The organism is Streptomyces sp. NBC_01723, assembly GCF_036246005.1.
Taxonomy (GTDB): Bacteria; Actinomycetota; Actinomycetes; order Streptomycetales; family Streptomycetaceae; genus Streptomyces.
In genome coordinates, this window is record NZ_CP109171.1 from 5,142,998 (window position 1) to 5,169,903 (window position 26,906).

The 26,906-nt window shown below is 71.0% G+C and carries 24 protein-coding genes; 14 read left to right on the forward strand and 10 right to left on the reverse strand.

Going from position 1 to position 26,906, the window contains the following annotated elements:
• Window positions 1-4 precede the first annotated feature (4 nt).
• Entirely contained in the window at window positions 5-709 is a 705-nt protein-coding gene (gene trhA / locus OIE75_RS23995; protein WP_307014854.1) for a PAQR family membrane homeostasis protein TrhA, read from the reverse strand.
• 286 nt (window positions 710-995) lie between these two features.
• On the opposite strand from trhA, the gene OIE75_RS24000 reads away from it, so the two are divergent.
• Window positions 996-2,834: a phosphoenolpyruvate carboxykinase (GTP) gene (locus tag OIE75_RS24000; RefSeq protein ID WP_307014855.1), complete on the forward strand. Its 1,839-nt coding sequence runs from the start codon at window positions 996-998 to the stop codon at window positions 2,832-2,834.
• A gap of 236 nt (window positions 2,835-3,070) precedes the next feature.
• On the opposite strand, the gene OIE75_RS24005 is transcribed toward OIE75_RS24000, so the two are convergent.
• From OIE75_RS24005 to OIE75_RS24020, 4 genes are all read right to left on the reverse strand, one after another.
• Entirely contained in the window at window positions 3,071-3,496 is a 426-nt protein-coding gene (locus OIE75_RS24005) for an SCO4983 family protein (protein ID WP_329472095.1), read from the reverse strand.
• Window positions 3,497-3,561: 65 nt separating this feature from the next.
• Window positions 3,562-4,773, reverse strand: coding sequence for a pyridoxal phosphate-dependent aminotransferase (locus OIE75_RS24010; RefSeq protein WP_122615972.1), 1,212 nt, complete (start codon window positions 4,771-4,773; stop codon window positions 3,562-3,564).
• Between the two features lie 83 nt (window positions 4,774-4,856).
• Entirely contained in the window at window positions 4,857-6,467 is a 1,611-nt protein-coding gene (locus OIE75_RS24015) for an N-acyl-D-amino-acid deacylase family protein (protein WP_329472096.1), read from the reverse strand.
• A gap of 10 nt (window positions 6,468-6,477) precedes the next feature.
• Complete coding sequence (locus OIE75_RS24020) at window positions 6,478-7,773, reverse strand: amino acid deaminase (RefSeq protein WP_329472097.1); 1,296 nt, start codon at window positions 7,771-7,773, stop codon at window positions 6,478-6,480.
• Window positions 7,774-7,955: 182 nt separating this feature from the next.
• Here OIE75_RS24020 and OIE75_RS24025 point away from each other — a divergent pair, with 182 nt between their 5' ends.
• From OIE75_RS24025 to OIE75_RS24050, 6 genes are all read left to right on the forward strand, one after another.
• Window positions 7,956-9,005, forward strand: a complete 1,050-nt coding sequence (locus tag OIE75_RS24025) for a sugar kinase (protein WP_329472098.1) — start codon at window positions 7,956-7,958, stop codon at window positions 9,003-9,005.
• A complete protein-coding gene (locus tag OIE75_RS24030) occupies window positions 9,002-9,766 on the forward strand; it encodes an IclR family transcriptional regulator (RefSeq protein WP_307014861.1) in 765 nt (254 codons plus the stop codon). Before OIE75_RS24025 ends, OIE75_RS24030 begins: the two co-directional genes overlap by 4 nt.
• Window positions 9,763-10,173: a RidA family protein gene (locus tag OIE75_RS24035; RefSeq protein ID WP_114532128.1), complete on the forward strand. Its 411-nt coding sequence runs from the start codon at window positions 9,763-9,765 to the stop codon at window positions 10,171-10,173. The genes OIE75_RS24030 and OIE75_RS24035 overlap by 4 nt, the downstream gene beginning before the upstream one ends.
• A 132-nt stretch (window positions 10,174-10,305) precedes the next feature.
• The gene (locus OIE75_RS24040; RefSeq protein ID WP_307014863.1) at window positions 10,306-11,784 is read left to right on the forward strand and encodes a GntP family permease; all 1,479 of its coding nucleotides are present in this window, start codon (window positions 10,306-10,308) and stop codon (window positions 11,782-11,784) included.
• A gap of 64 nt (window positions 11,785-11,848) precedes the next feature.
• Window positions 11,849-12,550 carry a hypothetical protein gene (locus OIE75_RS24045; protein ID WP_329472099.1) on the forward strand — a complete coding sequence of 234 codons (702 nt, stop codon included), beginning with the start codon at window positions 11,849-11,851 and terminating at the stop codon, window positions 12,548-12,550.
• 67 nt (window positions 12,551-12,617) lie between these two features.
• Complete coding sequence (locus tag OIE75_RS24050; protein WP_307014866.1) at window positions 12,618-13,943, forward strand: Nramp family divalent metal transporter; 1,326 nt, start codon at window positions 12,618-12,620, stop codon at window positions 13,941-13,943.
• Window positions 13,944-13,956: 13 nt separating this feature from the next.
• On the opposite strand, the gene OIE75_RS24055 is transcribed toward OIE75_RS24050, so the two are convergent.
• The 5 genes from OIE75_RS24055 to OIE75_RS24075 all read right to left on the reverse strand — a co-directional run bounded on the left by OIE75_RS24055 (window position 13,957) and on the right by OIE75_RS24075 (window position 20,533).
• Window positions 13,957-15,246, reverse strand: coding sequence for a hypothetical protein (locus OIE75_RS24055; RefSeq protein WP_307014867.1), 1,290 nt, complete (start codon window positions 15,244-15,246; stop codon window positions 13,957-13,959).
• Between the two features lie 453 nt (window positions 15,247-15,699).
• The gene (locus OIE75_RS24060) at window positions 15,700-16,602 is read right to left on the reverse strand and encodes a hypothetical protein (protein ID WP_307014868.1); all 903 of its coding nucleotides are present in this window, start codon (window positions 16,600-16,602) and stop codon (window positions 15,700-15,702) included.
• A gap of 221 nt (window positions 16,603-16,823) precedes the next feature.
• Window positions 16,824-18,074 carry a hypothetical protein gene (locus OIE75_RS24065; RefSeq protein ID WP_329472100.1) on the reverse strand — a complete coding sequence of 417 codons (1,251 nt, stop codon included), beginning with the start codon at window positions 18,072-18,074 and terminating at the stop codon, window positions 16,824-16,826.
• Between the two features lie 56 nt (window positions 18,075-18,130).
• Window positions 18,131-18,640, reverse strand: coding sequence for a SigE family RNA polymerase sigma factor (locus OIE75_RS24070; RefSeq protein WP_307014870.1), 510 nt, complete (start codon window positions 18,638-18,640; stop codon window positions 18,131-18,133).
• A 180-nt stretch (window positions 18,641-18,820) separates the two neighbouring features.
• Complete coding sequence (locus OIE75_RS24075) at window positions 18,821-20,533, reverse strand: chitinase (RefSeq protein WP_307014871.1); 1,713 nt, start codon at window positions 20,531-20,533, stop codon at window positions 18,821-18,823.
• A gap of 263 nt (window positions 20,534-20,796) precedes the next feature.
• Between OIE75_RS24075 and OIE75_RS24080 the strand changes: the two genes are divergently transcribed.
• From OIE75_RS24080 to OIE75_RS24110, 7 genes are all read left to right on the forward strand, one after another.
• The gene (locus tag OIE75_RS24080; protein WP_329472101.1) at window positions 20,797-21,744 is read left to right on the forward strand and encodes a hypothetical protein; all 948 of its coding nucleotides are present in this window, start codon (window positions 20,797-20,799) and stop codon (window positions 21,742-21,744) included.
• Window positions 21,745-21,815: 71 nt separating this feature from the next.
• Window positions 21,816-22,523, forward strand: a complete 708-nt coding sequence (gene cpaB, locus OIE75_RS24085) for a Flp pilus assembly protein CpaB (RefSeq protein WP_307014874.1) — start codon at window positions 21,816-21,818, stop codon at window positions 22,521-22,523.
• Between the two features lie 8 nt (window positions 22,524-22,531).
• Entirely contained in the window at window positions 22,532-23,788 is a 1,257-nt protein-coding gene (locus OIE75_RS24090) for an AAA family ATPase (RefSeq protein ID WP_329472102.1), read from the forward strand.
• The gene (locus OIE75_RS24095; protein WP_307014877.1) at window positions 23,785-24,174 is read left to right on the forward strand and encodes a TadE/TadG family type IV pilus assembly protein; all 390 of its coding nucleotides are present in this window, start codon (window positions 23,785-23,787) and stop codon (window positions 24,172-24,174) included. Before OIE75_RS24090 ends, OIE75_RS24095 begins: the two co-directional genes overlap by 4 nt.
• Window position 24,175: 1 nt before the next feature.
• A complete protein-coding gene (locus OIE75_RS24100; protein WP_307014879.1) occupies window positions 24,176-24,547 on the forward strand; it encodes a TadE/TadG family type IV pilus assembly protein in 372 nt (123 codons plus the stop codon).
• 18 nt (window positions 24,548-24,565) lie between these two features.
• Window positions 24,566-25,903, forward strand: a complete 1,338-nt coding sequence (locus tag OIE75_RS24105) for a CpaF family protein (protein WP_307014881.1) — start codon at window positions 24,566-24,568, stop codon at window positions 25,901-25,903.
• A gap of 55 nt (window positions 25,904-25,958) precedes the next feature.
• Window positions 25,959-26,903, forward strand: coding sequence for a type II secretion system F family protein (locus OIE75_RS24110; protein ID WP_307014882.1), 945 nt, complete (start codon window positions 25,959-25,961; stop codon window positions 26,901-26,903).
• Window positions 26,904-26,906 lie beyond the last annotated feature (3 nt).

Here is a 26,906-nt window from a genome sequence, read left to right on the forward strand (position 1 = left end):
CCGCCTAGTAGGCGACCAGCGAGATCCCCACGTAGTGGGCGATGAACGCGGCCAGGGTGAAGGAGTGGAAGACCTCGTGGAAGCCGAACCAGCGGGGGGACGGGTTGGGGCGTTTGAGGCCGTAGATCACGCCGCCGGCGCTGTAGAGCAGGCCGCCCGTGATCACCAGGACGAGGACGGCGATGCCGCCGGCCCGCATGAACTCGGGCAGGTAGAAGACGGCCGCCCAGCCCATGGCGAGGTAGCAGGGGGTGTAGAGCCAGCGCGGGGCGCCGACCCAGAAGACGCGGAAGAGGATGCCCGCGGCCGCGGCGGCCCAGATGCCCCAGAGCAGCCACTCGCCCTTGGTGCCGGGCAGCAGCAGCATCGTGAGCGGGGTGTACGTGCCCGCGATGATCAGGAAGATGTTGGCGTGGTCCAGGCGGCGCAGTACGCCGTCCATGCGCGGGCTCCAGTCGCCCCGGTGGTAGAGCGCGCTGACGCCGAAGAGCAGACAGGCCGTCAGGACGTAGATCCCGCAGGCGACGCGGGCCTGGGTCGTCTCGGCGAGGGCGGTGAGCACGATGCCCGCGATCAGCACGGCCGGGAACATGGCCAGGTGCAGCCAGCCGCGCAGCTTCGGCTTGACCGGATGTGGCAGGGAGATCGCCACAGGGCCGCGGCCGTCGGCCGGCGTGTCCCTGGGCTCGTCGGGGACAGACGCAGTCATGAGCGCATCGTACCTACGGTTCCGTAAGTTACGTATCAGTACGGACGTATGACGAACGGCGAGTGGTCATCGTCTCACGGGCCCTCCTGCCCCGCATCCCCGCCGTATGCACGTGGCGATCCTCACTCCGCTCAAGTGTGACGCCCTCTGGACAGATGGGCGCTCGCGTCGGATGATCAAATGAGTGCGGTCGACACCGGATGAGCGCCCAAGAGGTCAACGTCACGCGTCCGGGTCGCAGCCCCCACGGGGCCTCCAACCACAAACCCCTCACCTAGGAGCAATCGTGGCGCGCGACATCGCTGCTCCCCCCGTCCCCACCAACCACCAGGAGCTGATCTCGTGGGTGAACGAGATCGCCGAACTGACCCAGCCGGACGACGTGGTCTGGTGTGACGGATCCGAGGCCGAGTACGAGCGCCTGTGCGGGGAGCTCGTGGCGAAGGGCACCTTCCGCAAACTCGACCCCATCAAGCGGCCGAACTCCTACTACGCCGCCTCCGACCCCTCCGACGTCGCGCGCGTCGAGGACCGGACCTTCATCTGCTCCGCCAAGGAGGAGGACGCCGGCCCGACCAACCACTGGAAGGACCCCGCCGAGATGCGGGAGATCTTCAGCGGCGACCAGGGCCTGTTCCGCGGCTCGATGCGCGGCCGCACCATGTACGTCGTGCCCTTCTGCATGGGCCCCCTCGGCTCCCCGCTCTCCGCGCTCGGCGTCGAGATCACCGACTCCGCGTACGTCGCCGCCTCCATGCGCACCATGACCCGCATGGGGCAGCCGGTCCTGGAGGAGTTGGGCGACGAGGGCTTCTTCGTCAAGGCCGTGCACACCCTTGGCGCCCCGCTGGCCGAGGGCCAGGAGGACGTGCCCTGGCCCTGCAACAGCACCAAGTACATCTCGCACTTCCCCGAGGACCGCGAGATCTGGTCCTACGGCTCCGGTTACGGCGGCAACGCCCTGCTCGGCAAGAAGTGCTACGCCCTGCGCATCGCCTCCGTCATGGCCCGCGACGAGGGCTGGCTGGCCGAGCACATGCTGGTGCTGAAGCTGACCCCGCCCACCGGCGAGCCCAAGTACGTCGCCGCCGCCTTCCCGTCCGCCTGCGGCAAGACCAACCTCGCCATGCTGGAGCCCACGATCTCCGGCTGGACGGTCGAGACGATCGGCGACGACATCGCCTGGATGCGCTTCGGCGAGGACGGCCGCCTGTACGCCATCAACCCCGAGGCCGGCTTCTTCGGCGTCGCGCCCGGCACCGGTGAGCACACCAACGCCAACGCGATGAAGACCCTGTGGGGCAACTCCGTCTTCACCAACGTCGCCCTGACCGACGACGGCGACGTGTGGTGGGAGGGCATGACCGAGGAGACGCCCGCCCACCTGACGGACTGGAAGGGCAACGACTGGACGCCCGAGTCCGCCCGCGAAGCAAATGGATACCGCCCGGCCGCGCACCCCAACGCCCGCTTCACCACCCCCGCCGCGCAGTGCCCGATCATCGCGCCGGAGTGGGAGGACCCCAAGGGCGTGCCGATCTCGGCGATCCTCTTCGGCGGGCGCCGCGCCACCGCCGTACCGCTGGTGACCGAGTCCTTCGACTGGAACCACGGCGTCTTCCTCGGCGCCAACGTGGCCTCCGAGAAGACCGCCGCCGCCGAGGGCAAGGTCGGCGAGCTGCGCCGCGACCCCTTCGCCATGCTGCCGTTCTGCGGCTACAACATGGGCGACTACATGGGGCACTGGATCGACGTGGCCAAGGACAAGGACCAGTCCAAGCTGCCGAAGATCTACTACGTCAACTGGTTCCGCAAGGACGACGAGGGCCGGTTCGTCTGGCCCGGCTTCGGTGAGAACGGCCGCGTCCTGAAGTGGATCGTGGAGCGTCTGGAGGGCCGCGCGGAGGGCGTCGAGACGCCGATCGGCGTGCTGCCGGCCAAGGGATCCCTCGACACCGAGGGCCTCGACCTCCCCGACGCCGACCTGGAGTTCCTGCTCAGCGTCGACAAGGAGGTGTGGCGTGAGGAGGCGGCGCTCGTGCCCGAGCACCTCAACACCTTCGGCGACCACACGCCCACCGAGCTGTGGGACCAGTACCGGGCCCTGGTGCAGCGCCTGGGCTGATCTTCAGCCTCTCTGCTTCGCGGCCGGTTCGACTAGCCCTGACCAGTGAAGTCGTCACGAAAGCCGGCCGCGATGGGGTTCTGCCCGCTCCTGTAGCTCGATGTCCCGGAGCCGGGCGGACACCCCGTTGCGGGCCGGGCGCCGCACAATGGTGTGCGGGGGCCCGGCCCGCGCCAGTGGGAACGAACTGCGCGAGCAGCCACGAACCACTGAGGGCCGCCCGACTGCCCGCAGTGTCACGATGCCGCGGCGAACCCCTGCTCAAGCAGCGCAGCACCATGCGCGTCCATGCGTTCGGCGGTCAGGATCGCGGCCGCCGTGTCGGCGCGGGAGGCCGCCACCACCAGGGCACGGCCCGCCAGCGTGTGCGCGCGGCGGTGCAGGGCCGGCGGGTGCGGCTCGGGGTGGGCGGCGGTCACCGGCACGCGGACCGGCGCCCGGCCTCCGCGCAGCCGGGCCACCTGCCCGGCGAGCCGCTCGGCCGCGGCGTCCAGGTCGGCGTCGGGGGCCAGCGCGCGCAGCTCGTCCGTGACGGCGAGCAGGGCCGCGAGATGGCCGGCGAGCTGGATGTCCAGCTCTTCCTCCCGGGACCGGTGGGGGAAGTCGGAGGTGGTGCCGGCCGCCGTGCTGTGGACCGACTTGCTGCGGATCGCTTCGTACATGGGACGGCCTCCTGATTGCTCCAGGAAGCCATCCTACATTGGAATCAATCTAAAGTTGAGAGAACTCAGGGCTGGCTGTAGCCCTCCAGGAAGTTCCCGATCCGGTCCACCGCCTCGCGCAGGTCACCGGCCGTGGGCAGCGTCACCACCCGGAAGTGGTCCGGCTCGGGCCAGTTGAAGCCGGTGCCCTGGACGACCATGATCTTCTCCTGCCGCAGCAGGTCCAGGACCATCCGCCGGTCGTCCTTGATCTTGAAGACCTTGGGGTCGAGCCGCGGGAAGAGGTACAGCGCGCCCTTCGGCTTCACGCAGGTCACGCCCGGAATGCTGGTCAGAGCCGCGTGCGCGGCGTCCCGCTGCTCCCGCAGCCGCCCGCCCGGCAGTACCAGCTCGTTGATGGTCTGCCGCCCGCTGAGCGCCGCGACCACGCCGTGCTGCCCCGGCATGTTGGCGCACAGCCGCATGTTCGCCAGCACCGTCAGGCCCTCGATGTAGGACTCGGCGTGCGCGCGCGGACCGGAGATGGACATCCAGCCGACCCGGTAGCCGGCCACCCGGTACGCCTTCGACATGCCGTTGAAGGTGAGGGTCAGCAGGTCGGGGGCGATCGCGGCGGTCGGGGTGTGCGTGGCCTCGTCGTACAGGATCTTGTCGTAGATCTCGTCGGAGCAGATCAGCAGGTTGTGGCGGCGCGCGATGTCGGTCAGGCCGCGCAGCATCGCCTCGTCGTAGACCGCGCCCGTCGGGTTGTTCGGGTTGATGATCACGAGCGCCTTGGTGCGGTCGGTGATCTTCCGTTCCACGTCGGCGAGGTCCGGCATCCAGTCCGACTGCTCGTCGCAGCGGTAGTGGACCGCCGTGCCGCCGGAGAGCGAGACGGCGGCCGTCCACAGGGGGTAGTCGGGCGCCGGGACGAGGACCTCGTCGCCGTCGTCGAGCAGCCCCTGCATCGCCATCACGATCAGCTCGGAGACGCCGTTGCCGATGAAGACGTGCTCGACGTCCGTCTCGATGCCGAGGGTCTGGTTGTGCATGACGACCGCGCGGCGGGCGGCCAGCAGACCCTTGGCGTCGCCGTAGCCGTGCGCCGTCGAGACGTTGCGGAGGATGTCCTCCAGGATCTCGGGCGGGCACTCGAAACCGAAGGCCGCCGGGTTGCCCGTGTTCAGCTTCAGGATGCGGTGCCCGGCCGCTTCCAGCCGCATCGCCTCCTCGAGCACCGGGCCCCGGATCTCGTAACAGACGTTGGCGAGCTTGGTCGACTGGATCACCTGCATGTCCGTGAGCTTACGACCCGGTTACGTTCCATGGGTCGTGTTATCCGCCACTTGAGACGTTCGGTATGGGCGGGTTTGGTCACTCACCGGGAACGCCGCCGCACCGAGCGCCCCGCCAGCACGTCCGTACGCCGCCCGTCCGCCATCACGAACCGCCCGTCGACCAGCACGTACGGGATGCCGGTCGGCAGCACGCGCGGGTTCTCGTAGGTGCTGCCCGCCGCGACCGTCGCCGGGTCGAAGAGCACCAGGTCCGCGCGGTACCCCTCGCGGACCAGACCCCGGTCCGGCAGCCGCAGCCGGGCGGCCGGGCGCGAGGTCAGGTGGGCGACGCACTCCTCGAGGGAGAGCACGCCCAGTTCGCGCACGTAGTGGCCGAGGTAGTGCGGGAAGGTGCCGTAGGCGCGCGGATGGGGCTTGGTGCCCTGGAGGATGCCGTCCGAGCCGCCGGTGTGGACGCGGTGCCGCATGATCGCGCGCACGTTCTCCTCGTGGCCGACGTGCTGGAGGATGGTCGGGGCCAGCCGGTCGGCCAGCAGCAGGTTCCTGGCGACCGTCCACGGGGCCTCGCCGCGCACGGTGGCCGACTCCATGACCGTGCGGCCGACGTACTCCCCGAGCGCCGGGTCGCCGGTGCCGGAGATCTCGATCTTGTCCCACTCGATGGGCACGCCGTGGCAGCCGTCGGCGCCGATCTCCTCCATGTGGTGCCGGATGCGTTCGGCCGTGTCGTCGTCCGACAGCCGCTTCATGATCTGCTCCGGGCCGCCCTCGCTCGCCCAGCTCGGCAGCATCGCCACGAGGGTGGTGCAGCCGGGGGTGTAGGGGTACGTGTCGAGCGTGATGTCGGCCCCGGCGGCCAGTGCCTCGTCGAGCAGCGTCAGCAGCTCGGGGGCCTTGCCCTTGTTGACGCCGAAGTTCATGGTGGCGTGCGCCAGGTGCAGCGGGCAGTCCGCCTCCCGGGTCAGCTCCACCATCTCCTCGTACGCCTGGAGCGCCCCGGCGCCGTACGAGCGGTGGTGCGGGCAGTAGTAGCCGCCGTACCCGGCGACCACCCGGCACAGCTCGGTCAGCTCCGCGTCCTTCGCGTACATGCCCGGCGTGTACGTCAGCCCGGACGACATGCCGACCGCGCCCTGCTCCATGCCCTCGGCGACCAGCCGCCGCATGTGCTCCAGCTCGGCGTCGGTCGCGTCCCGGTCGTCCCAGCCGACCGCGAGGGCGCGGACCGTGCCCTGCGGGATCAGGTACGCCGCGTTCACGGCGATGCCCCGGTCGAGCCGGTCCAGGTACTCGCCGACCGACCGCCAGTCGAAGTCGATGTCGTCGCCTGGGCCGTTCCACCCGGCGATCGCGCGGCGCACCTCGCCGAGGGTGCGGTCGTCGACCGGCGCGTACGAGAGCCCGTCCTGGCCGATGACCTCCAGGGTGACGCCCTGCGCGGCCTTGGCGCTGTGGTCGGGGTCCCGCAGCAGCGCCAGGTCGCTGTGGGCGTGCATGTCGATGAAGCCGGGGGAGAGGACCAGGCCCTCGGCGTCCAGTTCGCGGCGCGCCTCGGGGCGCTGGCAGCCCGCGGCCGCCGCCTCCTTGACGATCGAGACGATGCGGCCGCCGTCGACCACGACGTCGGCGCGGTAGGAGGCGGCTCCGGAGCCGTCCACGACCTCCGCGTCCCGGATGACCAGCTCTTCCATGTGCTCTCCTTCAGAAGAACGTGCGGATGTACTCGACGACCGTCCCGTCCGCCTCGGCGACCGGGATGAGCTGCCACTTGTCGAAGGACGTGCAGGGGTGGGACAGACCCAGGCCCAGCCAGTCCCCGACCGCCAGCTCCGCCTCCGGGGCGGTGCGCAGCCAGGCGTGCTGGTCGGACAGGCCGGTGACCGTGATGCCCGTGGCCGGGCGCTCGGGCCCGCCGTCCGCGGGGCGTACCACCTGGGCGAACGGCAGGTCGAGGTCGTACGCCGCGTCCCGCTTGCCCGCGTTGGCGAAGGCCTGCTCGGAGGAGGGGCGGGAGACCACCTGGCTCCACAGCCGGAACGCGGGCTCCAGGGCGCCCTCGGCGGGGACGCGGTTGAAGGGGGTCACCTCCCGGTAGTGCCCGTCGTCGTGGGAGACGTAGGCGCCCGAGCGCAGCAGCTTCAGTACGGGCAGGGACAGACCGGGGACCTCGGCGAACACGTCGGCCACCGCGTCGAACCAGGCGCTGCCGCCCGCGCTCAGCACGATCTCGTCCAGGCCGCCCGCGCCGAACCGTCCGGCCTTGTCGAAGTCAGCCGCCAGCGCGACCAGCCGCCGCAGCCAGGCGTGCACGCGCTCCGGGTCGGCGTCGGGCACCTCGCCCTCGTACCCGGCGACCCCGGCCAGCCGCAGGGTCCGGGTGCCGGCCACCGCGTCCGCGACGGCCGCGCAGTCCGCCTCGGTGCGCGCCCCGGTCCGGGCCCCGTCACCGGCGGCCAGTTCGACCACGACGTCCACCGGTCGGCCGGCCCCCGCGTCGGTGAGCGCAGCGTCCATCAGCTCGACGCCGCGCACGGAGTCGACGTAGCAGACGAAGCGGAAGTCCGGGTCGGCGTCCAGCTCGGCGGCGATCCAGCGCAGGGCGGCGGCGTCTACCAGCTCGTTGGCGAGGAAGATCCGCCCGACGCCGAAGGCGCGCGCCACCCGCACCTGGTGCGGCACGGCCAGGGTGATGCCCCAGGCGCCGTGCTCGATCTGGCGGTGGAAGAGCTGCGGGGCCATGGAGGTCTTGCCGTGCGGCGCGAAGGCGAGGCCGTGCCGGGCCGCGTACGTCTCCATCAGCGCGAGGTTGTGCTCCAGGCGCTCGGCGGAGAGGGCCAGCACGGGGGTGGCGAAGCCGTCGGTGAAGAGGTTCCGGCGCTGTCCGGCCAGCTCCGCGACGGTCAGGCCGTCGGCGTCCGGCGGGAGGCCCTTGAAGCGGTGGTCGACGTGCTCCTCGGCCAGACGGGCGAGGGCATCGGTGCCGGTGTCGAGGGCCATGGAGCCTCCATGAGTTTGCAGTGTTGCATTGTGTGCAACGGTCATTGCGTATGTCGCTTACTGGTGTCTAACATCTCGGCCAACGCGGGGTCAACGGATCCCCCGAGACCCGAGAGACCCGCGGGAGCCGCGGACCCGCGGACCCCGAAGACCCACAGAGCCGCAAGGGAGCCCCCACCATCGTGACCGCCACCGGACCCACCAGCACCGCCCCCGACGTCGTGGACGTCGTCGCGCTCGGCGAGTCCATGGTCACCTTCCTGCCCTCGCGGCCGGGGCGCCTCGCCGACGTCCCCTCCTTCGACCGGGCCATCGGCGGCGCCGAGTCCAACGTGGCCTGCGTGCTCGCCGCCGCCGGGCACACCACGCGCTGGGTCGGCCGGGTCGGCGCCGACGGCTTCGGCGACCACCTCGTCGAGGCCATCGGCGCCTGGGGCGTGGACGTCTCCCTCGTCCGCCGGGACCCCGACCGCCCGACCGGCATCTACTTCCGCACCGCCGGCGACCGCGCCACCGACGCCCACGAGGTCGCGTACTACCGGGCGGGCTCGGCGGCCTCCGCGATGTCCGTGCACACCATGGACCTCGACGCCCTCCGCTCCGGCCGCGTCCTGCACGTGTCCGGCATCACGCCCGCGCTCTCCGCCGACTGCCTCGGCCTGATGCGCGAACTCACCGCCCGGCGCCCCGGCCGCGCCCGGGGCCCCCTCGTCTCGTTCGACGTCAACCACCGCCCGGGCCTGTGGCGCGAGTCCGGGGAGGCCCCCGAGGTACTGCTCGAACTGGCCCGCGGCGCCGACATCGTCTTCGTCGGCGAGGACGAGGCCTGGGGGCTCGGCGGCCCCGAGGCCGTGCGCGCCGCGCTGCCCGAGCCCGGCCTCCTCGTCGTCAAGCAGGGCGCGACCGGCGCCACCGCCTTCCACGGCACGGAGACCACCTCGGTCCCCGCCCTCACCGTCGACGTCGTCGCCGCGGTCGGCGCGGGCGACGCCTTCGCCGCCGGGTTCCTCTCCGCCACCCTGCGCGGACTGCCCGTGCGCGAGCGGCTGCGCCACGGCCACCTCATGGCCGCCGCCGCCCTCACCGTCCCCGGCGACCTCGCCACGCCCCCCGCCCGCGACCACGCCGACCGCCTCGCCGCCCTCGACGACGCGGCGTGGGGGAGACTGCGACTCGGCCCCGGCTGGACCCAGGCCGGCGAGAGGGCCGACGAGGAGGCACGTACACCATGAGTCAGACCGTCGACCGCGCGCTCAGCATCCTGCCGCTGCTCGCCGAGGGCCCCGCGGACCTCGGCCGGGTCGCCGACCGCCTCGGCGTGCACAAGTCCACCGCGCTGCGCCTCCTGCGCACCCTGCACGACCACGGCTTCGTCTACCGCCAGTCCGACCAGCGCTACCGCCTCGGCGCCCGGCTCATCTCCCTCGCCCAGGAGGCGATGGAGAACCTCGACGTCCGGGAGATCGCCCACCCCCACCTCGTACGCCTCAACGAGCAGGTCGGACACACCGTCCACCTCGCCGTCCACGAGGAGGGCGAGGTCCTCTACATCGACAAGGTGGAGAGCCGCTACCCGGTCCGCATGTACTCCCGGATCGGCAAGCCCGTCGCCATCACCGTCGCCGCCGTGGCCAAGCTGCTCCTCGCCGACCTCCCCGAGAACGAGCGCCGAGCCGCGGTCGAGCAGCTCGACTACCCCATGTACACGGCCCGTTCCACACCCAACGCCGACGGCTTCCTCAAGGAGCTGGCCAAGGTGCGCGAACAGGGCTGGGCCACCGACCTCGGTGGCCACGAGGAGTCCATCAACTGCGTCGCCGCACCCATCCGGGGCGCCGACGGCAGGGTGGTCGCCGCGATGTCGGTCTCCGCACCGAACGTCGTCGTCACCGCCGACGAACTCCTCACCCTGCTCCCGCTGGTGCGCCGTACGGCGGACGCCATCAGCGGCGAGTACTCCGGCAGGACCCCAGTCAAGGAAGTCACCACATGACCGACAAGATCGCCCTCACCCCGGCCACCCACACCACGCCGCCGGCCAAGTTCTCCCACGGTGTCCGCAAGGGCAACATCCTCCAGGTCGCCGGCCAGGTCGGCTTCCTCCCCCACGAGGAGGGCAAGGCCCCCACCCCGGCCGGCCCGACCCTGCGCGAGCAGACCCTCCAGACCCTCGCCAACGTCAAGGCGATCCTGGAGGAGGGCGGCGCCTCCTGGGACGACGTGATGATGATCCGCGTCTACCTCACGGACGTGGACCACTTCGCGGAGATGAACGAGATCTACAACGCCTACTTCGCGGAGCAGGGCCTCACCCAGCCGCCCGCCGCGCGCACCACGGTCTACGTCGGCCTCCCCGCGGGCCTGCTCATCGAGATCGACGCGCTCGCCGTCCTGGGCTGACCCCCGCCCGGCCCCGGCCGCCCGCGTTCCGAACCGCCTGTCGCACGGCACGGCGCTCCCCGTCCCCAGGGGGCGCCGTGCCGCGCCCCGCCTTGCCCGAAAGCACCATGTGTTTAGCCAGAGGACCCCCGAATGTCCCACTCGTCCCTCCAGCTCGCCGCCGCCGAGACCCCACCGCACACCGGCGGTCTGCTCACCCTGATCGACGGCACGGCGGGCCTGCTGACCGTCGCCGCGATCGGTATCGTGCTGCTGCTCTTCCTGATCATCAAGGTGCGGCTGCAGCCCTTCGTCGCGCTGCTCGCCGTCTCCATAGCCGTCGGCCTGCTCGCCGGCCTCTCGGTCACCGAACTCTTCGGCACCGTCCAGAAGTCCGACGCGGTCTCCACCATCGAGTCCGGCATGGGCGGCATCCTCGGACACGTCGCCATCATCATCGGCCTGGGCACCATGCTCGGCGCGATCCTCGAAGTCAGCGGCGGCGCACAGGTGCTGGCCTCCCGCCTGCTGGGCCTCTTCGGCGAGAAGCGCGCCCCCCTCGCGATGGGCCTCACCGGTCTCATCTTCGGCATCCCGGTCTTCTTCGACGTCGGCATCTTCGTCCTCGCGCCGATCGTCTACGCCGCGGCCAAGCGCTCCGGCAAGTCGGTGCTGATCTACTGCCTGCCGCTGCTGGCCGGCCTGTCGATGACCCACGCCTTCCTGCCGCCCCACCCCGGGCCGGTCGCCGCCGCCGGGCTGCTGAAGGTGGACCTCGGCTGGGTGATCCTCATGGGCATCGTCTGCGGCATCCCCGCCGTGCTCGCCGCCTGGGTGTTCTCCGCCTGGATCGGCCGCCGCATCTTCGTGCCCGTCCCGCAGGACATGGTCGAGGCCGCCGACGAGGCCAAGCAGGCCGTCATCGAGGAGCAGCGGGCGTCCGGCGTCGAGCCGCACGAGAGCCCGGTGGCGCTCGGCACGGTCCTCGGCATCATCGGCACCCCGCTGGTGCTGATCCTCGCCGCGACCTTCTCCTCCATCGCCCTGGACCCGTCCACGCTCCGCTCGGTCGTCGAGTTCTTCGGCAACCCGTTCGTGGCGCTGACCATCGCGCTCCTCCTCGCCTACTACCTGCTCGGAATCCGGCGCGGCTGGTCCCGCAAGTCCCTGGAGACCGTGTCGACGGCCTCGCTGAAGCCGGTCGGCAACATCCTGCTGGTCGTCGGCGCGGGCGGGGTGTTCGGCGCCGTCCTCAAGGGCAGCGGCGTCGCCCAGGCCCTCTCCGACACCTTCAACGACGTCGGCCTCCCGGTGATCGTCCTCGCGTACCTGATCTCCCTGGTGCTGCGGGTCGCGCAGGGCTCGGCGACCGTGGCCATCGTCACGACGGCGGGCATCGTGGCGCCGCTGCTGGCGGAGGGCGACCACTCGCAGGCGTTCGTCGCGCTGGTCATCATGGCCATCTCGGCGGGCTCGATCTTCGCCTCGCACGTCAACGACGGCGGCTTCTGGATGGTCGCCAAGTACTTCGGCATCAGCGAACGGGACACCCTGAAGACGTGGACCGTCCTGGAGAGCGTGCTGTCGCTGGCGGGCTTCGCGGTCGCGGCGGTACTGAGCCTGTTCGTGTAGGCGTCTGATAACGAAGTCGGGGCCGACTGTGTCCGGCACAGGTTTGTCGACCATACTGCCCGCTGTGGAGCAGCGCAGAGGATCGAGCAGCCAGCCCCTGGAAGGCGCCGGATTCGACCCGGCATTCATCCCCGGGCTCACCGCGCCCGTGTCCGGTGAGCCGGAGGACGTGAGACGCGACGAGGCGGACGCGGATGTGGGGACCGGGGTGGAGGCGGACGGCGTCGCGGACGCCGTGCCGCCCGCCCGGGAATCCGCCGAGGAGTCCGCGGAAACGGACGAGGAGGAGGCGGCCCCCGTGGACGGCCCCGTCTTCGAGGCCGCCGACCGCCGCGCCCGGATCGTCGCGGACCACAAGGGCGTACGTCTCTCCCTCGACGACCAGAGTTGCGAGTTCCGCTGGGACGAGGTCGGCGCCGTGGAGACCGAGACGGGCCGCTTCGGCAAGCGGTTCACCGTCACGGTGCACACGCCGGACCGCCGCTGGTACCCGATCGAGATCGAGGCGACGTCCCGGAGCCGGTTCGCGGAGTGGGAGTCGGCCCTCGACGAGGTCCTGGACGCGTACTTCGAGGACGACGAGCCCGACTCCGAGCCCGACTCCGAGCCCGACTCCGAGTCCGACCCCGAGCCCGAGGCGACGGCGGACGCCGAGCCGGACGCGAAGACGCCTCTCGCCAAGCCGGACGCCAAGTCGGACGCCGAGTCGGACGCCAAGTCGGACTCCAAGTCCGGCGGGAAGCCCGCGGCGGACGCCGAGGAGTAAGCGCATCGGGTGAAGATCCGCGCACGCCCTCTTGTCCGACCGGCGGCCATGAGCTTTCTTGACCCTCATGGCGGACCTCACGGGCAACACCAGAGACACGGGCGTGGCGGGCGGGACCGACTCGGCCCCGCGTAAGTCCAGTTGGCGCTACATCGGCCCCGGCATCGTCGTCGCGGCGACCGGGGTCGGCGCCGGCGACCTCGTGGCCACCCTGATCGCGGGCAGCAACTTCGGCTACACGCTGCTGTGGGCCGCGGTCATCGGCTGCCTGGTCAAGATCTCCCTGGCCGAGGCGTGCGGCCGGTGGCACCTGTCCACCGGGACCACGCTCTTCGAGGGCTGGGCGAGCCTCGGCCGCTGGACCACGTGGTTCTTCGCGATATACGCCGTGATCTGGGGTTTCGTCTACGGCGCGGCCGCGATGTCGTCCAGCGCGCTGCCGCTCCAGGCCCTCTTCCCGGACGTGATGGACCTCGAATGGTGGGGCATCGCCTGCGGTCTGGTGGGCCTGGTGTTCGTCTGGTTCAACAAGTACAACGTCTTCGAGAAGGTCATGACGGTCCTGGTGGGCGTCATGTTCGTCGTGACCGTCTACCTGGCGATCCGCGTCACCCCCAACCTCGGCGACGCCTTCGCCGGCCTCCTCCCGGTCCTCCCGGACGAGAAGGACTCGATCCTCAACACTCTCGGCCTGATCGGCGGCGTGGGCGGCACCATCACGCTGGCCGCGTACGGCTACTGGGTCAACGCCAAGGGCTGGACCAACACCGGCTGGATGAAGGTCATGCGCCTGGACAACCGGGTCGCGTACGCCACGACGGGCGTCTTCGTCATCGCCATGCTCTTCGTCGGCGCGGAACTGCTGCACTCGGCGAACATCGCGATCGCGAGCGGCGACAAGGGCCTGATGCAGCTCGGCGACATCCTGGAGGAGCAGTACGGCACGGCCACCGGCAAGCTCTTCCTGATCGGCTTCTTCGCCACCTCCTTCACCTCCCTGATCGGCGTCTGGCACGGCGTGAGCCTGATGTTCGCCGACTTCCTGGCGCGCCTGCGGGGCGAGCGCGAGGCACGCGGCGACGAACTGGCCTCGGGCCGCCGCGAACGCTCCTGGGCGTTCCGCGCGTACCTGCTCTGGCTCACCTTCCCGCCCATCGTCCTGCTCTTCCAGGACGAGCCCTTCCGCCTGATCATCATCTACGGCGTCCTGGGCGCCGCCTTCATGCCCTTCCTCGCCCTGACCCTCCTGTGGCTGCTCAACTCCTCACGCACTCCCCGAGAGTGGCGCAACGGCTGGCTGAGCAACGGCATGCTGGCCATCGCGGGCCTGCTGTTCCTGGTCCTGTGCGTGAAGCAGGTCTGGGACCAGCCGTGGTCGGAGTTCTTCCAGTAGCGGCAGCGGGGGCTCAGCCGCGCCCCTGCTCCGGGGGACGCTGCCCGTCCGGGCCTGCTTGGTCTCCGTGACCGGCGGGTTGCTGCTGCAGGGCCCCGACCAGGTATTCGGTCAGCTCGGCACGTCCGGCCGTGTCCGTTCGTCGGACGGTCCCGCCGGGGCCTGACTTCGTCTGAGGCGGATGCTTCATCGTCGGCCCCGGGCCGCCCATCTCCGCGTACTGCCCGTTGACCAGAGCCGGTCCCGGGCCGCCCATCTCCGCGTACTGCCCGTGGACCAGAGCCGGTCCCGGGCCGTCCGCTTCAAGGTGTTCGTAGCCTCCCGCGGGAGCGGGGGCGTGCAGCGGTTCGTAGTAGCTCTGGGGTGTCTGCAGCGAGGAGAAGGTCGGGATGACGATGGTCCCTGTCGTGCCCGCGACCGCCGGCCCGTCGTTCTCGTACCAGGGACGGTCGTAGCGGGACTCGGTGGGCTCCAGATCGTCGCTGGTGAGGTCCAGTCCCTGCCCCCTCTGCAGGGCGTCGGCGATCTGGTCCAGGGACCGTCCGCCCTGGAAGAGCTGGTCCATGTCCTTGAAGATCACCGGCTGGAAACCGGCCGCCAGGAGCAGTCGCGGCAGGAGCACGTGCACGTTCAGCCGCCGGTTGGTGTCCTCGAACGGGTGGATGATGTGGATACTCCGAACCGCTCGCCCGATGGCCTTGAAGCGGTCACGGTCGGTCTCCGACCCATCGAGATCCGCATACAGACGGTCGAGGATCTGCGTGACCAAACGCTCGACCTCGTCGTGCTTGTAGAGGGTCTCGATGAGGACGTTGGGAGCCCCGTGCATGCGGCCGTACCAGGTGAGGGCGTCCGGTCTGACGCCCGTACCGGCGAACCCGTCCCTCTTGACGGTCAGCCGCCTGCCGTCGATCTCCTCGTTCAGCACCGAGGGTGTGGGGGAGCTGGCACGCAGGGGAAAGCTGGTCGCGTAGCCGTCCTTGCCGGAGGGGTCGAAGTCCTTACCGAGCCCGGACACCACGGAATCGTGCATCGCGTTGTACTTGGCGAAGTCGACCCGTTCGCCGATGTCGTCGCCGTTGAGGTGCTGGTCGTACGCGGCCGTCATGCTGGACTGGTAACCCGGCGACTCCTGGTGGTCGTACAGCTCCCCGGGGTTCTGCGGGTGTGTCCGCCGTGCCTCTTCGTGGTGGGCCGGGTCGAGTTGGGCCCGCCACCAGTCGTCACGGGGGAGTACCTCCTCCAGCCGCCGGGGCGCGCGTACGCCCGGAGCCGTTGTGCTGCCGACTCGCTGGACGGGCATGTCCTTCACCGCACGCGCCACCGCGTCGTTTCCCGCGAGCTGCTGGAGAGACGGAACATCGAGCGGGCGGGACGAGGACACGCCCCGCGACCGGGCCGAGGGCCTCGGAGTGTCGGGGCGCACAGTCGTTTCGTCCGTACGAGAACGACGCAAGTACACGCTTGTCCCTCCGGTTCGGCCTGCCGTCAGGGTGGCACTTCCGGAAGAGCCCGGAAAGAGCCGGACGGGCAGCGAGGAATGCCCTCGAAGGACGGTTCGTAATCCCGCGGTCGATCGTGAGCGGCGCATGGCGGCCTCGGCAACAGCGCTCCGGCGATTGCGGGCCTGCTGCTGGTCCCGGTCCTGTGCGTGAAGCAGGTCTGGGACCAGCCTTGGTCGGAGTTCTTCCAGCCCTGGTTCGCCTTCCGGGCCTCAGACCAGTCCCCGCGGTGGGACCGGCCGGACGGGCCGGGATCAGCTGAGGTCCATCTCGTCCCCGTCGACTTCCATCGGCTCGGGCGAGGCGCCCCTCGGTGCCTGGGCCTCGGGCGCGAACTTCTCCGTGGCGATGCTCGCCAGGTTGTCGCGCAGGGCCGGGATACGGGAGTCGCCCGCCTTGATGGCCGGTTGGAGGTTCCGGCCCCAGTAGGCCTCGACGTGGGCGGGGGTACGGCACCCGGCCGCCCTCAGAAGGCCGGCAATCTGATCGTCATCGCCCTTGCTCCTCGCGACGTCGGGCTTCTGGATCATCCGGTCCAGGTAGTTGAGGATCAGTTCGTCGCGCGAGACCTTGTCTCCCGAAACGACGGCGTCCCCTTCCACCTGCATGGATTCCTTCAGCTCGAACGGGGTGTTGAAACCCTGGGTCTCGCTTGACACGTCGAACTGGAACTCCGGCACCCGTGCGTTCTTGCAATAAATGGACAGGAGCTGGTTGCCCTGCTCACCGAGCTGTCCGGACCAGGCGCCTGAACCCTTCATCTCGGTGAGCAGCCGGTGCATGTTGTCACCGTTCGACACCTCGATGTCGATGTCCTGCGGTGCCCTGGCTCCCCCGTAGATGTAAGCGATGAGGCTGCCGCCGAACCGGTACCCGACCTCGATGCTGCGCATCCAGTTGTCGAACTCCTGCAGGACATAGAGAAGTTTGTTCCACCTGGCCTCTTGCTGCTTGGCCAGTTCGGGCTCCTCGACCTTCAACGCCTCGAACCGCTCTTTCACGGCCGACAGCGTGAGGCCGATCTTGGCCCCCTCCGGAGCAGCGGGACCACCGCTCGCCGGTGCCCGCTGTACCACCTGGCTGTACGCCTGGTTGCCGATGGCGCGCTGCAACACGACGGCCGAGTGCGGCGTACCGGGCATTCGCGAGGCGGTCACCGCGGCGGCGTCGACCCGGCGGGGCGCCGTACGGGTGTTCCCGGACCGGGGAGCCTGGGCTCGTTCGTCTTGGGCGTGCATGATCCGTCCTCCTGTGGGGCAAGGCTTGTTGGCACTCTAGCCCCGTCGTTCCAGAGGCGACCCGCCCAAGGGTCGGGGAAGGGAACATCGGGGCACCAGGTGTGCCTCAAGGAGCAGTTGACCCGATGCTCCGGCACCGGTCATGCCAACCGGTCCCACTCCTTGCTGAGCGCGATCCTCCGCAGCTGATCCATGGTCAGCGCGGGGGTGGCGCGGGTGGCGGCCTCGTTCTGGTCGCCGGTGTTGAAGGCGCTGATGACCACGCGGAAGCCCTCCGGTCCGGCGCGCAGTGTGTCGGCGGTCCACATCACGACGCCGGAGCCGCCCTTCTCGCCGGGGCTCTGCCGGGTGGCGACGCGGGTGCCGTCGGGCAGGGTCTCGCCGTCGCCGTACAGCTCGTCGGCGGCCTTGTCCATGCCGTGCTGCACGTTGATCTGGACGAGGCTCGCGCCCCGGCCGTCGTCCACGACGACGTACGCGTACTCGGACTCCTGCCCGCCCTGCGCGACGACGTTCGCCTTCTTGGGGAGCAGCCGGGCGAGGGTGTCGGCGACGGCCTTGCCGGAGGCGGCACGGGGCCGCTCGGTGCTCGGCGTCGCCGACGGCTTGCTGGACTCCGGAATGGCGTCGGCCACCTGGCGCCACACCCCGGCGGTGACGATCCCCCGCAACTGCGCGGTCGTCAGCGGAGGTTCGTCGCGGCTGACCGGGGCGCCCTTCTGGGCGGGGGAGTTCCACTCGGACAGGGTGACGTAGTGCCCCTCGGCGGTGACCAGGTCGGCGGTCCAGAGCTTGGTCTCCGCGCGGCGGTCCGGATACTCGTAGCCCCGGTACAACCGCAGCAGCGAACCGTCGGCCAGCCGGTCGGTGACACAGTCGTCGTAGTCCGTGAGGTTCTTGTCGGGGCATTTCCCCACGTCGCGGATCCGGTCGCTCCCCGGCCGGAGCCGCTCGACGCCCAGGGAGATCGCGGCGGCCCCGGCGCTGTCGTCGAACACGAGCGCCACGCCGGGGCCGGGCCAGTCGTGCGTCCCCCTGGCCTCCTCCTGGCTGGTCACGCCCTTGGGCAGCTGAGCCTTGAGTTCCCGCAGCAGGTCGTCGCCCGAGTAGGCGGTCGTGGCGGCGGTCGGAGCGCCGCTCGAGGAGACGCTGGACCGTGCGGGCCCGGCCGGTTCGTCCACCGGCAGGACCAGGGCCCCGCCCACCCCGGCCAGGGCGACCCCGGCCATCCCGCCCACCACGGCCGTCCTGCGCCGCAACAGCGCCCGCCGCCCCCGGATCCGCCCGGCGGTGACGAGGGAACCCCGGTCGGTCACGAAGCCGTCACCGGCGTCGCGCAGGGCGGCGGAGAGCCGGTCCTCGAACGCATCCCGGCCATCTTCCTGGGGCATGGCGAAACCACCCTTTCCACGAGGTGAGACGAACCGAACGGCAGCCGCCGCGGCTCTCAGGGTCTGGCGTACTCCGACAGGTCCTCGCCCAGCAGCTCCCGCAGCCGCCCGAGCGCCCGCGAACACCGGGTCCGCACCGCCGCCGAACTGACGCCGAGTACGTCGGCGGTCTGCTCGACCGACCGGTCCTCCCAGTACCGCAGGACGACGACGGCCCGGTCCTTGGCGGGCAGCCGCGCGAGCGCGTCCAGCAGCGTCAGCCGCAGCGACGCGTCCCCGTCACCGGCGCCCGGCAGATCGGGGAAGACGTCCGTCGCCCGCTCCCCGCTGCTGCGCCGCCGCTGATGGGCGAGAAAGGTCCGGGTGAGCACGGTCTGCGCGTACGCGGCCGGGTTCTCCACCCGCGCCACCCGCCCCCACCGCAGGTACAGCCGGCCCAGGGTCTCCTGCACCAGGTCCTCGGCCAGATGCGTGTCCCCGGCGGTGAGCAGACAGGCGGACCGGTACAGATGCCCGGCCCGCGCCCCCGCGAACTCGGCGTACTCGTCCGCCCGCCCCTGCCTCATGAACACGCTCCCCCGGCCCACCGCTGTAGTGACCTGCCTTCACCTCATTGATGCGTCGAGCCCCGGAAATGTTTCATACGAATCCCACAGCAGGTGGTCGCCCTGCCCGGTGGGCCACCCACATGGGAAGGCCCCCGCCCACGTCACCGCGGGCAGGGGCCTGAGCCGGATCAGTCGCCCCTACGGGAGGCCGTCCACGTGCGGGCCCACCGCGTTCGACCACGCGTTGCCCGACGTCGCGTCCCAGTTCGTGGACCAGGTCATCGCGCCGCGCAGGGCGGGGTAGGTCTTCGACGGCTTGAAGGAGCCGCAGTTGGTGCCCTTGGTGAGGCAGTCCAGGGCGGCGTTGACCACCGACGGGGCCACGTAGCCGCCGCCCGCCGCGCGGGTGGAGGCCGGGAGGCCGAGGCCCACCTGGGACGGGTCGAGGCCGTTCTCCAGCTGGATGCAGGCCAGGGCGGTGAGGAAGTCCACCGTGCCCTGGGCGTAGACCTTGCCGTCGCAGCCCAGCATCGTGCCGCTGTTGTAGTACTGCATGTTGACGACCGTGAGGATGTCCTTCACGTTCAGCGCCGTGCGGAAGTAGCCGCCCGAGGTGGACTGCATGTCGATGGTCTGCGGGGCCATCGTGAGGATCATGTCCGGGCCCGCCTTCGCCGACAGCGCGCGCAGGGCCTGCGTCATGTAGGTCGCGTTGAGGCCGTTCTCCAGGTCGATGTCGACGCCGTCGAAGCCGTACTCCTGCATCACGGCGTACACCGAGTTCGCGAAGTTGGTCGCGGAGGCCGAGTCGTTCACCGAGACGGTGCCCTTCTCGCCGCCCACCGAGATGATGACCTTCTTCCCCGCGGCCTGCTTCGCGCGGACGTCCGCCTTGAACTGGGCGACCGTGTAGCCGCCGAGGCCCGCGGAGTCCAGGTTGAAGGTCACCGCGCCCGGCGTCGTGGTCGCGTCGGCGAAGGCCACCGCGACGATGTCGTACGCGGCCGGCACGTCGGAGATCTTCTGGACCGTCGCCCCGTTGTTGAAGTTCTGCCAGTAGCCGGTCACCGCGTGCTTGGGCAGGTCGCCGCCCCCGCCGCCCTGCTCCGTGGTCCGGGCCGTCACCGCCGCCGACTTCGCGGACTCACCGGCCGCGTTGACCGCCGTGACCTGGAAGGAGTACGACGTGGCGGCCGCGAGGCCGGTCACCGTCGCCGACGTGCCGGTCACCGCCGTCACCTTCGTACCGCCGCGGTAGATGTTGTAGCCGGTGGCGCCCGACACCGCGTTCCAGGCCAGCGATGCCGTGGAGGACGTCGTACCGGAGACGCTCAGGCCGGCCGGGGCCGACGGGACCGTGGGGTCGGGGTCCGTGCCGCCGCCACCGTCGGGGCCGAAGACGGACAGGTCGTCCACGTGGTAGGCCGACTGCCCGTACCAGCCGTGCGTGTACACCGAGACCGAGGTCGTCGAGGAGCCCGTGGTGAAGCTCGTCGTCAGCTGCTTCCAGGAGGCCGAGTCAGGGGTCCAGGTGGACACGTCCGTCGTGCCCGTGCCCGTCACGCCCAGGTAGGAGTACCCGCCCTGCACCCACGCGCTCAGTGTGTACGTCGAGTTGGGCTTGACCGCGACGCTCTGCGCACAGCGGGCGTTGTCCTGCCCGGCCGGCGTGGCCTTCAGCGCGGCGGAGCCCGTGCGTGCGGGGGAGGAGACGGTCGTACCGCTGTTCGCGGAGCAGGTCCAGTTGGACAGACCGGCCTCGAAGCCGGCGTTCTTCGCGTTGTTGACGTCGGCGGCCGACGCCTGGCCTACGGCCGTGACCGAGAGGGCGAGCGCCGCGGTGACGGCTCCCGCCCAGAACTTCGTCCGTCTGCCGAGCCGTCTGCCGAGCGGTCTGCGTACGGGCTCCACTGGGGCCTCCGGTGGGGGAGTGGGGACGTTGACGTACAAGTTGGTCCAGACCAATTGCGGTGTCAAGAGGTGGGTCCGGACCAGCCTCGCGGCCCTGTGGAAATGCTCAACCTGCCCCGGTTTACTGCGCCTTGTGCAACATAAGTTGTTCCAGAGCGACGGAAACGCTGTTCTCCGGTCACAGACGCGTGGATACAGTGCTCACGTAGTCACGCAGTGAAGTCATCCGGGTGTGCCGGGGCAACGCCGGCGGACCGACGGGCATGGGAGACGGGGAGCCGGGCGTGCCAACTGCCATCGCCGTGACCAGTGCCGACATGGCACTGCCGCCGCAGGACGAACGGACCCTGCCGGCGGTCGTGCTCCAGGACGTCGACCAGCGTCCCCTGGAGCACGTGCTGGCCGAGTTCCAGTCCCTCCTCGACCAGTACGGGCACGTCATCGTGGTGTGCTCGCAGGCCGCCCCGGCGAGCGTGGAGCGACGGCTGCACACCGTCCGCGGCCTCCTGGAGAGCGACCGCATCGCCCTGTTCCGGCCATCCCTGCCACCGCTCGGCCTCGCCGTGCTGGCCCGGCAGTTGCGCCAGCTGGCCTCCTGCGACCTCAGCCCCGGCGTGCTCGCCTCGGCCGGCCGCCTCCTCACCCACTACATCCACGCCGGCGCGGTGCTCGGCTCCGTCGCCCGGCTCGACCACGTCCCGGTGGGCCTGAAGACGCACGCCAGGTCCTGGATGCCCGGCAGCCAGTTCGGGGTCGTGGCCCACCCCGTGCCCCAGCTCGTGCGGATCGGACCCGAAGCGGGCCTGGACGGACCCGAGTTCGGCACCTGGCTGCTGGTCGCCAAGGGGCAGCACCCCGCCGACTGGGTCACCGGCACCCTCGCCCCGTCCTGGCGCGTGCAGGGGCTGCGCGAGATGCCGCTGCCCGCCGAGTCGCCCGGCTGGTGGGGGACCGGCCGGCTGACCGAGTTCTGCGCCTACCTGCCCGACCTCTCGGTCCTCTACCAACTGGTCACCTCGGTGCGGCAGAGCGTCTGCCACTGGTGCGGCATCGACGTCATCGGCGACCGCTGCGTGTTCTGCTCGGCCACACCGCCCGTCTACGACGCCCCCGGCGGCAAGGCTCCGGGCCGCGGCGCCGATCCCGCCCTCGGCCACCGCCACGATCCCGCCCTGGGCCGCCGCCGTGAGAGACGGGCTCTCACCGGGTAGGTCCCCAGCGCCCCGTCCGCCCCGCCATCCGATCCGGTCCGACCGATTCCCCCAATGAGGTTGCACGGCTCATGAACTCCCGTCAGCGCCGCGGCATCATCCTGCTGATCCTTTCCGTCCTCTGCGCCCTCGGCGCCTTCGCCGGCGTGCTGTCGGTCGTGAACGACGTGAAGTCCAAGGTCGGACCGGAGGTCGCCGCCTACCGGCTCAAGTCGGACGTGGAGCCCTACACGCCGCTGAGCGAGGGGCAGTTCGAGGAGGTCGAGATGCCGGAGCGCTGGCTGTCGAAGAACGCCGTCACCGACCTCGGCCAGGTCCGCGGCAAGATCGCCGTGACGACACTGAAGGCGGGCTCGCTGCTCCAGACCGACATGATCGTCGACCAGCCCGCCCTGCGGCCCGGGCAGCAGGAGGTCGCCATCATGATCGACGCGGCCACCGGCGTGGCCGGCAAGATCACGCCGGGCTCGGCCGTCAACGTGTACGCCACCTTCGAGGGCGAGCGCGAGGGCGACCCCGCCCAGTCGAAGATCATCGTCACCAACGCCAAGGTCATCGACGTCGGCGAACTCACCTCACTGGAACCCGACGAGAACAGCCGCGACCGGGAGCCCACCGACGCCGTCCCCATCACCTTCGCACTGTCCACCATCGACGCCCAGCGCATCACCTACGCCGAGTCGTTCGCCCGGCGCGTCCGGCTCGCGCTCGTCGCGCCCGGCGGCGACACCACGGTCCCGGACAAGGACCGGACGTACGAACTCGCGAAGGACAAGTGAGAGCCCGTATGGCCACGAGGATCCTCCCCGCAGTCGGCGACGTGGACGCCGTACGGTCCCTCACCACCCTGCTCAGCCAGCTCCCGGACGCCGAACCGGTCGCACCTGTGGCCGACTCCACCCAGCTCGTCGACACCCTCGCCCGCCTCGCCGCCGAGTCGGTCGACGAACTGCCCGAGGTCGTGATCGTCCACGAGCGGATCGGCCCGGTGCCGGCCCTGGAGCTGATCCGCGAGGTCGCCCTCCGCTTCCCCGCCGTCGGCGTCATCCTCGTCACCTCCGACCCCGGCCCCGGCCTCTTCCAGGCCGCCATGGACTACGGCGCCCGCGGCCTGGTCGCCCTGCCGCTCGGCTACGAGGAACTCGCCAGCCGCGTCCAGGCGGTGGCCCAGTGGTCGGTGGGCGTACGCCGGCACCTCGGCAGCGGCGGCGACGTGTTCACCGGCGCCGGTGGCACCGTCGTGACCGTCAGCGGCGCCAAGGGCGGCGTGGGCACCACCCTCACCGCCATCCAGCTGGCCCTGGCCGCACAGGCGGCGGGCCGCCCCACCGCGCTGCTCGACATGGACCTCCAGGCCGGCGACGTCGCCTCCTTCCTGGACGTCCAGTTCCGCCGCTCCGTGGCCGACCTCGCCGCCATCACCGACCTCTCCCCGCGGGTCCTGGCCGACGCCGTCTTCCGGCACGACAGCGGTATCGCCCTGCTGCTGGCCCCCGGCGAGGGCGAACGCGGCGAGGAGGTCACCGACCGCGCCGCCCGCCAGATCGTCGGCGCCCTGCGCCAGCGCTACGAGGTCGTCGTCATCGACTGCGGCGCCCAGCTCGGCGGGGCCGGCGCCGCCGCCGTGGAGATGGCCGACACCGCGCTCCTGGTCACCACCCCGGACGTGGTCGCCGTACGGGGCGCCAAACGGACGGTGCGGATGTGGGACCGGCTCCAGATCCGCAAGGCGGAGGAGACGACCGTGGTCGTCAACCGGCACACGCGGGGTACGGAGATCCAGCCCCAGCTGATCCAGCGGATCACCGGCACCGCGATCGCCGGCACCACCGTCCCCGCCAACTTCAAGGAACTCCAGGGCGCCGTGGACGCCGGCCGCGTCCACGAACTCGACGCCCGGAGCACCGTGAAACAGGCCCTGTGGGCCCTCGCCGGCGAACTGGGCCTGGTCGGCGCACCCGAGGAAGCCCGCAAGAGCCACGGCCGCTTCCGCGGCGACCGCGGTTCGGCGAGCTTCCGGCGCCGGAAGGACGGTGCGGGATGAGCGGGTTACGGACCGGGCGCCGGGACTCCGGTCAGGTGACCGTCGAGTTCCTCGGCATGATCCCGGCGATCGTCGCCACGCTGGTGGTGCTGTGGCAGCTCGTTCTCGTGGGATACACGTACACGCTCGCGGGGAATGCTGCGGACGAGGCGGTACGGGCGGCCACGGCGGCCGACCGGGGGGCGCGGCAGGGAGCCTGCCAGGACGCAGGCCGGGACAAGCTGCCGGGCGCGTGGGAGGGGGGCGCCGGAGTGGACTGCGGCACCGCGGGCGGCTACGTCACCGCCGACGTGCGCATCGAGGTCCCCATCCTCTTCCCGGGCACCGTCAGCTTCCCGTTCACCGTGCACGGGCACGCGGGGGCGGTCGAGGAGGAGGACGACTGAGATGGCGTACTCCAGGGGCCCGGGCGGCGGGCGAGCGAGGGACCGGGGCCAGGCGGCCATCGAGTACCTCGGCTTCGTCCCGATCCTGATCATCGTCGGCATGGCCGTCGTACAGCTGGGCCTGATCGCCTACACCGCCCAGCAGGCCGGCACCGCGGCCCGCGCCGGGGCCCGCAGCGCCTCGCTCCAGGAGAGCGCGCAGGGCGCCTGCGCGGCGGCCGTCAGCAGCTGGCTGGCGGACGGCACCTCCTGCCCGCCGTCGTACGGCGGCGACGAGGTGACGGTCACCGCCACCGTCGACATCCCCTCGATCGTCCCCGGTTGGGACTTCGACCCCGCCACCCGGACGGCCACCATGCCGCTGGACCACTGACCGAGGAGCCGAGGACGCATGAGCCTGCGCGCGCGCATCCACTCGCCCGAGGAGCACGGCGGCCGGGGCGAGGACGGACACCTGGTCGCCTCCTACCGGGCCAAGCTCCTGGAGGAGATCGACCTCGCGGAGATGAGTTCCCTCGCGATGGCCGAACGCCGGGCCCGCCTGGAACGGGTCCTCGGCCACATCATCAGCCGCGAGGGCCCGGTCCTGTCCACGGTCGAACGCTCCCAGCTGATCCGCCGGGTGGTGGACGAGGCCCTCGGCCTCGGCATCCTGGAACCGCTGCTCGAGGACGCGTCCGTCACGGAGATCATGGTGAACGGCCCCGACGCGATCTTCGTCGAGCGCGGCGGCCGCGTCGAACAGCTCCCGCTCCGCTTCGCCTCCCACGAGCAGCTGATGCAGACCATCGAGCGGATCGTCTCCACGGTCAACCGCCGCGTGGACGAGTCGAACCCCATGGTCGACGCCCGCCTCCCCTCCGGCGAGCGCGTCAACGTCATCATCCCGCCGCTCTCGCTGACCGGCGCCACCCTGACCATCCGCCGCTTCCCGCGCTCCTTCACCCTGCACGAGCTGATCGGCCTCGGCTCGCTCGACGAGCACATGCTGTACCTGCTGGCCGGCCTCGTGCAGGCCCGGTTCAACATCATCGTCTCGGGCGCGACCGGCACCGGGAAGACGACGCTCCTCAACGCCCTGTCCGGCCTGATCCCCGAGTCCGACCGCATCATCACCATCGAGGACTCGGCGGAACTCCAGCTCCAGCAGGCCCACGTCATCCGCCTGGAGTCGCGCCCGCCCAACGTCGAGGGCCAGGGCCGCGTCACCATCCGCGACCTGGTCCGCAACTCCCTCCGTATGCGCCCCGACCGCATCGTCGTCGGCGAGGTCCGCGGCGGCGAGTCCCTGGACATGCTCCAGGCCATGTCGACGGGCCACGACGGTTCACTCGCCACGGTCCACGCCAACAGCGCGGAGGACGCCCTGATGCGCCTCCAGACCCTGGCCTCGATGTCGGACGTGGAGATCCCGTTCGTCGCCCTGCACGACCAGATCAACAGCTCCGTCGACGTCGTCGTCCAGCTGACCCGCTTCGCCGACGGCGCCCGCCGCATCACCGAGATCGCCCTGCTGGCCAGCCACGGGGGCGAGCCGTACCGCCTGGCCACGGTCGCCCGCTTCAACGCCCGCCCGATGACGGCGGACGGCCGCGTGCACGGCGCGTACGAGTACTTCCCCCTCCCGCACCGCACCGCCGAGCGCCTCTACATGGCCAACCAGCCCGTCCCGCAGGCCTTCGGCGTCGCCCACTCCCTGGACCAGCTCACCACCCGAGAGGCCAGGTAGGACGCCCGATGGAACCAGGTATGACGCACAGGACGAAACCAGCTAGGACCGCCCGATGAAACTGGAAACGCTCGTCACGCTCACCACCGGCATCACGCTGCTGACCTGCGTCCTGGCGGTCGTCGGCCTGCACTCCTACGCGGCAGGCCGGGCCCAGCGCGCCGCCCTGGTCGAGCGTCTCGCGGCCACCGGGCAGATACCCGTCATCGGCCGACGGCGCCGCTTCCCCACCCTGGACCGCCGCCTGCGCCGCACCAAGCTCGGCAGGAAGCTGGAACTGCGCCTGGCCGCCACCGGCCTGGACGTCACGCCCGGCGAGTTCTTCGCCTGCATGGTCGCGGCCGTCGCCGGCCTGTGGCTGGTGGGCCAGGCCGTCCTGGCCCCCTTCTTCGGCCCGCTCGCCGGACTCCTGGGCATCGGCGCCGCCGTCCAGTTCCTCAACTGGCAACGTCAGAAACGCATCGAGAAGTTCATCAACCAGCTCCCCGAACTCGCCCGCATCCTCGCCAACGCCACCCAGGCCGGCCTCGCCCTGCGCACCGCGATCGGCATGGCGGCGGAGGAGCTGGAGGCCCCGGCCGGCGAGGAACTCGGCAAGGTCGCCGACCAACTCGCCATCGGCGCCTCGATGGACGACGCCCTCGGTGAACTCGCCGAGCGCCTCCCCTCCCGCGAACTCGTCGTCCTGGTCACCACCCTCGTCCTCTCCAACCGCGCGGGCGGCCAGGTGGTCAGCGCGCTGCGCAACCTCACGGAGACGCTGGAGGAGCGCAAGGAGACCCGGCGGGAGGTCCGCACGCAACTCTCCCAGGTCAACATGACCTCCTACGCCGTCCCCGTCCTGGGCGTCGGCTCGTTGTTCCTGATGAACGGCGTGAAGGACGGCGCCCTGGAACGCATGACGGGATCCTCGATCGGACAGGCGGCGGTGATCACCGCTTTCGCCCTCTACGCGGTGGGCTTCGTCCTCATCCGCCGCCTCTCCCGCATCGACGTCTGAGGG

Coding starts and splice junctions, on each gene's coding strand:
- trhA (WP_307014854.1), bottom strand. CDS start 709: ATGACTGCGTCTGTCCCCGACGAGCCCAGGGACACGCCGGCCGACGGC.
- OIE75_RS24005 (WP_329472095.1), bottom strand. CDS start 3,496: ATGTACGAAGCGATCCGCAGCAAGTCGGTCCACAGCACGGCGGCCGGC.
- OIE75_RS24010 (WP_122615972.1), bottom strand. CDS start 4,773: ATGCAGGTGATCCAGTCGACCAAGCTCGCCAACGTCTGTTACGAGATC.
- OIE75_RS24015 (WP_329472096.1), bottom strand. CDS start 6,467: ATGGAAGAGCTGGTCATCCGGGACGCGGAGGTCGTGGACGGCTCCGGA.
- OIE75_RS24020 (WP_329472097.1), bottom strand. CDS start 7,773: ATGGCCCTCGACACCGGCACCGATGCCCTCGCCCGTCTGGCCGAGGAG.
- OIE75_RS24030 (WP_307014861.1), top strand. CDS start 9,002: ATGAGTCAGACCGTCGACCGCGCGCTCAGCATCCTGCCGCTGCTCGCC.
- OIE75_RS24035 (WP_114532128.1), top strand. CDS start 9,763: ATGACCGACAAGATCGCCCTCACCCCGGCCACCCACACCACGCCGCCG.
- OIE75_RS24040 (WP_307014863.1), top strand. CDS start 10,306: ATGTCCCACTCGTCCCTCCAGCTCGCCGCCGCCGAGACCCCACCGCAC.
- OIE75_RS24050 (WP_307014866.1), top strand. CDS start 12,618: ATGGCGGACCTCACGGGCAACACCAGAGACACGGGCGTGGCGGGCGGG.
- OIE75_RS24055 (WP_307014867.1), bottom strand. CDS start 15,246: ATGCCCGTCCAGCGAGTCGGCAGCACAACGGCTCCGGGCGTACGCGCG.
- OIE75_RS24065 (WP_329472100.1), bottom strand. CDS start 18,074: ATGCCCCAGGAAGATGGCCGGGATGCGTTCGAGGACCGGCTCTCCGCC.
- OIE75_RS24070 (WP_307014870.1), bottom strand. CDS start 18,640: ATGAGGCAGGGGCGGGCGGACGAGTACGCCGAGTTCGCGGGGGCGCGG.
- OIE75_RS24080 (WP_329472101.1), top strand. CDS start 20,797: ATGGGAGACGGGGAGCCGGGCGTGCCAACTGCCATCGCCGTGACCAGT.
- cpaB (WP_307014874.1), top strand. CDS start 21,816: ATGAACTCCCGTCAGCGCCGCGGCATCATCCTGCTGATCCTTTCCGTC.
- OIE75_RS24090 (WP_329472102.1), top strand. CDS start 22,532: ATGGCCACGAGGATCCTCCCCGCAGTCGGCGACGTGGACGCCGTACGG.
- OIE75_RS24095 (WP_307014877.1), top strand. CDS start 23,785: ATGAGCGGGTTACGGACCGGGCGCCGGGACTCCGGTCAGGTGACCGTC.
- OIE75_RS24100 (WP_307014879.1), top strand. CDS start 24,176: ATGGCGTACTCCAGGGGCCCGGGCGGCGGGCGAGCGAGGGACCGGGGC.
- OIE75_RS24105 (WP_307014881.1), top strand. CDS start 24,566: ATGAGCCTGCGCGCGCGCATCCACTCGCCCGAGGAGCACGGCGGCCGG.
- OIE75_RS24110 (WP_307014882.1), top strand. CDS start 25,959: ATGAAACTGGAAACGCTCGTCACGCTCACCACCGGCATCACGCTGCTG.